Origin of the sequence: Streptomyces swartbergensis, assembly GCF_002148965.1 — a bacterium.
GTDB lineage: Bacteria > Actinomycetota > Actinomycetes > Streptomycetales > Streptomycetaceae > Streptomyces > Streptomyces swartbergensis.
Map to the genome: position 1 here is coordinate 1 of NZ_NGFN01000730.1, position 1,128 is coordinate 1,128.

A 1,128-nucleotide genomic window follows, 5' to 3' on the forward strand; every position below is an offset into this window, starting at 1 on the left:
GCCTCGTACTGCTCGGCCAGGCCCGAGGGTGCGTCCCCCACCGGGTCCTTGAAGTAGAAGGCGAGGGCGTCGAGCGGGCCGGACAGGCCCGATTCGTGGGCGCGGGCGGTCAGCCGGGCGAGGTCGAGGACGAGGGGGGCGGCCAGGGCGGAGTCGCAGCCCTGCCAGGTGGTCTGGAGGATCATGCGGGTGCCGAGGAAACCGTCGAAGGCGATGTGGTCCCAGGCGGTCTTCCAGTCGCCGAGGGCGGGGACGTCGTCGATGTGGGTCTCGCCCTGCGGGGTGGTGCCGAGGGTGTCGGTGAGGACCCGCTCCTTGCCGGCGTTCTTGGCCGCCGCGGCGGCCGGGTCGGCCAGGGCGGCGCCGTCACCGCCGCCGAGCAGGTTCGTGCCGGACCAGGCGCGGACGGTCAGGGCCCGCTGGGCGAACATGGGGCCGAGCACCGAGCGCAGCAGGGTCTGGCCGGTCTTGCCGTCGCGGCCGGCGTACGGCAGGCCGCTCCGTTCGGCCTCGCGGGCGGCGACGGGGTGGTGCATGCCCTCGGAGGGGGTGAAGTTGACGTACGGGCAGCCCGCGCGCAGGGCCGCCAGCGCGTACAGGGTGCTGGCCGGCAGTGGGGCGCCGGGCCCCTGGCAGGCGGGTTCGGTGGAGGCGACGTTCACCACCACGGCCCGCCGAAGCTCATGGCGGTGTACGAAGTCACGTATGTCGTCGGCGAAGGCCGTGATCAGTTCGGCCTCGCTCCTGCCGTCCCCCGGAGTGGGGCCACCGGGCCTGATCTCCCGGTCGGCGGCGGTGAGTTCGGCGGCGACCGCGGTGGCGACGCCCGGCGGGAGGACGCCGCCGGCGGTCAGGGTCTCGGCGCGTTTGGGCAGGGGGCAGTCGACGGTGTCGTGGCCGCCGAAGACGAGGTCGGACAGCGCGGGCAGACCGCTGTCGGTGAACGCCGGGGTCTCGGTCACCATGCCGGTGGGCGGGTGCAGTCCCGCGGTGACGGCGGCGCRCCCCGTGACGACGGTGGTGGCGACGGAGCCGCGGGCTCCGATCAGCCACACCCCCACACGCGGTCGGGAGAGGGACGCGGACATGTGCAGCCTCCTGGTCGTGCGCGAACCGAGGGGGGAGGAA

Annotated in this window: 1 protein-coding gene; it reads right to left on the bottom strand. The window is 74.6% G+C overall.

The window, feature by feature from the left end:
- A partial coding sequence (locus CA983_RS43945) for an inositol-3-phosphate synthase (RefSeq protein ID WP_107500367.1) occupies window positions 1-1,088 on the bottom strand: 1,088 nt, incomplete at its 3' end.
- Window positions 1,089-1,128: the final 40 nt, after the last annotated feature.